The sequence below is a fragment of the Streptomyces chiangmaiensis genome (assembly GCF_036281785.1).
GTDB lineage: Bacteria > Actinomycetota > Actinomycetes > Streptomycetales > Streptomycetaceae > Streptomyces > Streptomyces chiangmaiensis.
In genome coordinates, this window is sequence record NZ_JAYWVC010000389.1 from 1 (window position 1) to 4112 (window position 4112).

The following is a 4112-nucleotide window of genomic DNA, read 5'->3' on the forward strand; positions in this document are numbered from 1 at the left end:
CATCGCCGCTGGGGCCAGTGTCGCATGATCCTGTCAGCCCTACTTGATCTTGCGTGTCTCGTTCCACTGGCATGAGCTCTCTGTGGAACAGGCCGCCGAGCTGCGGGAGTTGGTGAGCAGTCGGGGCGTGCCCTCGGAGACAGCCACGCGGGGCCGGATCGTTCTCCGGTCTGCCGAGAGGCGTCGACGCAAGGATATCGCCGAGCTGCTCGGAGCGTCGCTGCCGACAGCGGACCGCTGGAAGCTTCGTTATGCCGAGCACAGCCTGGCCGGGACATGGGGGATCGCCGCGGGCGCCGATTGGCCTCACGGTCAAGCAGCGGGGGTGGTGAGCCCGGACTTCGGCATGTGGATCTCAGCGTGGATGACCATGCGAAGACGAAGTTGATCATCCTGGACGGCATCGTCAAACGGGGGTCCGCCTGCGTAGCCGCCGACGTATTTTCTGACGTCCTGTCAAGTTTGCTACCACCCGGTGGTTCCGCTCCTCAGGCCGGTCATTGCTGAGCGGCGTCGAGTCCCTGTTACAAGGCCAGTTCGGCCCAGATGGTCTTTCCGTCGGGCCCTTGCTTTGTGCCCCAGCGCTTGGCTAGCTGCGCCACGATGAACAACCCGCGGCCGTCCTCGTCGAACGCCTGGGCCCGGCGCAGGTGGGGAGCGGTGTTGCTGCCGTCGGACACCTCGCAGATCAAGGTGTCCTGCCGGATGAGGCGTAGTTGCACGGGGCCCCCGCCGTGGCGGATCGCGTTGGTGACCAGTTCGCTGACGATGAGTCCCGTGGTGAACGCCAGTTCCTCCAGGTCCCAGCCTCCCAGCCGGAGCGAGGCGAGGTCGCGGGCGCGAGCAACCTCGGCGAGATTCTCTGACAAGTCCCAGGTGGCGACGTGTTTGCCCTCGAGTTCTTGAGTGCGGGCGATCAGGAGGGCGACATCGTCTCTGGAGTGATCATCGACCATCGTGGCCAGGATGTGGTCGCATGTGTCTTCCAGAGAGGGCTTCGGTTCGGACAGGGCTTTGCGTAGACGCTCAAGCCCTTCGTCCAAACCGCGGTTGGGGGATTCGATGAGGCCGTCGGTGTAGAGGGCGAGCAGGCTGCCCTCGGGCAATTGCAGTTCGGCTGTCTCGAAGGGAAGTCCGCTCACGCCTAGGGGAGGGCCTGCAGGAATGTCGATGTATTCGGCCTGTGAGCCGGGCCGCACCAGGGCAGGTGGTGGATGGCCGGCGCTTGCGGCCGTGCAGTGGCGCGTGACCGGGTCGTAAATCATGTACAGGCAGGTCGCAACGAGCTCACCGAAGTCGGCTCCGGCATCTCGGCCGACCCCCGGCGCGTGGTCCATGTCTGTTCCAGCCCGGATGATGAGGTCGTTGAGGTGGGTGAGCAGTTCGTCGGGCGGCAGGTCGATGTCTGCGAGAGTGCGTACCGCAGTACGCAGACGCCCCATCGTTGCCGAGGCGTGAAGACCGTGCCCTACCACATCGCCCACCACCAGGGCGACTCGAGCCCCCGAAAGCGGGATCACGTCGTACCAGTCGCCGCCTACTCCAGCCCGGGAGTCCGCCGGTATGTAGCGAGTAGTTGCTTCTACCGCTGGCTGCTTCGGGGCCACCTGGGGCAGGAGACTTTGCTGAAGCGCCAAGGACGTGTTGTGTTCGCGGGTGTAGCGGTGAGCGTTGTCCACGCACACTGCTGCTCGTGCCGCGATCTCCTGCGCCAGTAGTACGTCATCGGCGTCGAAGGGGTTCCGGTGCTTCGTGCGTGTGAAGTGCGCCGCACCCAGGGTTACGCCCCGGGCACGGAGGGGGACCACCAGAGCAGGGTGTGCTGCATGTACGCCGGCGCCGATGGCATCAGCAGACCAGTGAGCGGCATCGCCGGTATCGGTGATCTGTACCCTCGTGGGTTCGCCCGTCATCAGGCACAGGGCTGGTTCCGACCCCTGACGGTAAGTGACGGCCCTGGGCAGTTGTACCGCTCCCCGGAGGACGGCCACGTCCGATTGGCACGCGAGGCGGCGCAAGGTGATGTCGCCCATGTGAGGTTCCAAGGCGGGTTCCTCGCCCTGGAGGACCCAGTCGAAGATGTCCACGGTGGCGTGGTCCGCGAAGCGGTGAACAGCCACTTCAGACAGTTCCTCAGCGGTTCGAGCCACGTTCAGGGTGCTGCCGATACGACTGCTGGCCTCACTGAGCAGGTTGAGCCGCTCGCGAGCGATCATGAGGTGCTTGAGGCGTCTGTCCCTTGTGATACGGACGCGACAGACCGTCAGACTGATGCCCAGCGCGACTGCCAACGCCGTGATGACCACGAATTGACTGACATTCCCGATGTCCTGGCGCAGAGTCCCGTAGATAGGAATGACAGCGGCGAGGTTGAAAAGGCCCACGATCATGGTCTGCCGCAGCGACAGCAGAGCGCTGGCCACGACTGGGATCAGCACGGAGTACTCCGGCAGTCCCATGACGCGTATGTGAGCGACAGCCAGCGCCAGTTGTATGCCCGAGAAGAGGGCAACGCTGAGAAGCAGAAAGGCGAAGCTACTGCTCAGTCGCATCGGTTGCATGTAGTACACCTACAAAAGCCTGGGCGCTGGCTGGGGCAGCGCCCGGCGGTCGTCGGAAGGCTGTGAGATGGCGGGGTGGGTATCCGGCGGTTCAGAACGAGCAGTGGTGCTTGGTGGCGTAGTCCTCGGCCTGGGGCTTGGGCGGCAGGAGGGACGTCACGTACGTGCGTGTTGCGCCTTGGGCGCCGGCAGCGGTTGCCCCGACGGCCGCGATGGTCTGCGGGAGGCTCCCCCTCCACCGTCGCTTTCGTTTCGCAAGCGTGGTTTTCATGATCTTGAGTCCTTTGGTTCAGGGGAACGGAGGGTCGGCCGGGTGCAGTGCCCTGTCGGCATAGCGACAGAACTGGCGAGCCAGAGGATCTGTTGTTCTCGCGGGAACGGTCGAAGATAGGCGGCCCGGCAGCCGGGCGCCTGGGAACGTAACGATCTTGCAGCCGCTGGCGGCCTTGGCGGGCCACTCGGCTTTCAGGGCCCCTGAAGGGCTTGCTGAGGGCTGCTCTCATGGCGGATGCCGGACCCCAAGTCACCTCGGTGACACAACATGCCAAGCACGTTCATGAAAGAAATGAGCGAGCACTGCGGGGACCCGGTCCGCGTCGTGCCGATGGAGGCAAGACCGGCTGGCCTGCACACCGTCCAGCTCGTTGCTACGACCTGCTTGACAAGTCCCAGGCCCAGCGCGGTATCTGGCACCTTCGCGATATCGGCGCCGCGGAGAATCTCACGCCCATCACCTGGCGCCGCAGGTACGAGGAGAAGCAGCTCGCCCAGGTCCTCGGGTGCGGGCAGGCCCGGCGGCCGGGCCTGCCCGCGGAACGGGCCGGGGCTCGGCTCGGGTCCGCAGCCCGTCTACGCGGCGAGGCGCCCCCGCGCGAACTCCGTCGCCGTCTCGGCCACCCGGCGGCCCAGGTGTTCGGCCGTGGCCGCATCGGACTTGTGCACGGCTTCCGGGCCCTCGTCCATGTTGGACTGGGCAGCCGCCCCCACGAACACGCCGAGGCGGTTGAGGTCGTTCTCGGAGGCGGTGGAGCTGTTCCAGCCGGGGTGCAGGCCGAGGCTGACCCAGTGCATGCCGTGCTGGCCGGCGAGGATCTGGAAGAACTGCAGGGTGTGCAGTTTGTCGCCGCTCTTCGAGGCGGAGTTGGTGAAGCCGGCCGCGAGCTTGTCCTGCCAGGCCAGCCTGGACCAGCGCTGGGAGGTCGCCTCGGCGAAGACGTGGAAGGCACCGGACGCGGTGCCCATGTAGGTGGGCGATCCGAAGACGATCGCGTCGGAGCGGTCCAGCGTCTTCCACTGCTCCTCGGTGATCTCGTCCACCTTGATCAGGTGCACCTCGGCGCCGGCCTCGGCGGCGCCGGCGCGGACGGCCTCGGCGATCACAGCGGTGTGACCGTAGCCGGAGTGGTAAGCGATGGACACGACAGGGGTGGTCACGATGATTGCTCCTCTGAGGAGAGTCGAATAGCCCGAACGGGCACTTCAAGAGCGATACCCACAGGAAAGCACTTACTTATAGCTAGCGCAAACTATCGGGTTGCGCTGTGATCGCGT

Annotated in this window: 4 protein-coding genes; 1 reads left to right on the top strand and 3 read right to left on the bottom strand. The window is 65.5% G+C overall.

Features of this window, described 5'->3' with window-relative positions; all coding sequences use genetic code 11:
• Nucleotides 1-127: 127 nt before the first annotated feature.
• Nucleotides 128-388 carry a helix-turn-helix domain-containing protein gene (locus VXC91_RS47335; protein ID WP_408057615.1) on the top strand — a complete coding sequence of 87 codons (261 nt, stop codon included), beginning with the start codon at nucleotides 128-130 and terminating at the stop codon, nucleotides 386-388.
• A gap of 136 nt (nucleotides 389-524) precedes the next feature.
• On the opposite strand, the gene VXC91_RS43040 is transcribed toward VXC91_RS47335, so the two are convergent.
• From VXC91_RS43040 to VXC91_RS43050, 3 genes are all read right to left on the bottom strand, one after another.
• Nucleotides 525-2561, bottom strand: coding sequence for an ATP-binding SpoIIE family protein phosphatase (locus tag VXC91_RS43040; RefSeq protein ID WP_329512800.1), 2037 nt, complete (start codon nucleotides 2559-2561; stop codon nucleotides 525-527).
• Nucleotides 2562-2652: 91 nt separating this feature from the next.
• Complete coding sequence (locus VXC91_RS43045; RefSeq protein ID WP_329512798.1) at nucleotides 2653-2832, bottom strand: hypothetical protein; 180 nt, start codon at nucleotides 2830-2832, stop codon at nucleotides 2653-2655.
• Nucleotides 2833-3410: 578 nt separating this feature from the next.
• Nucleotides 3411-3995, bottom strand: coding sequence for a flavodoxin family protein (locus VXC91_RS43050; RefSeq protein WP_329512799.1), 585 nt, complete (start codon nucleotides 3993-3995; stop codon nucleotides 3411-3413).
• Nucleotides 3996-4112 lie beyond the last annotated feature (117 nt).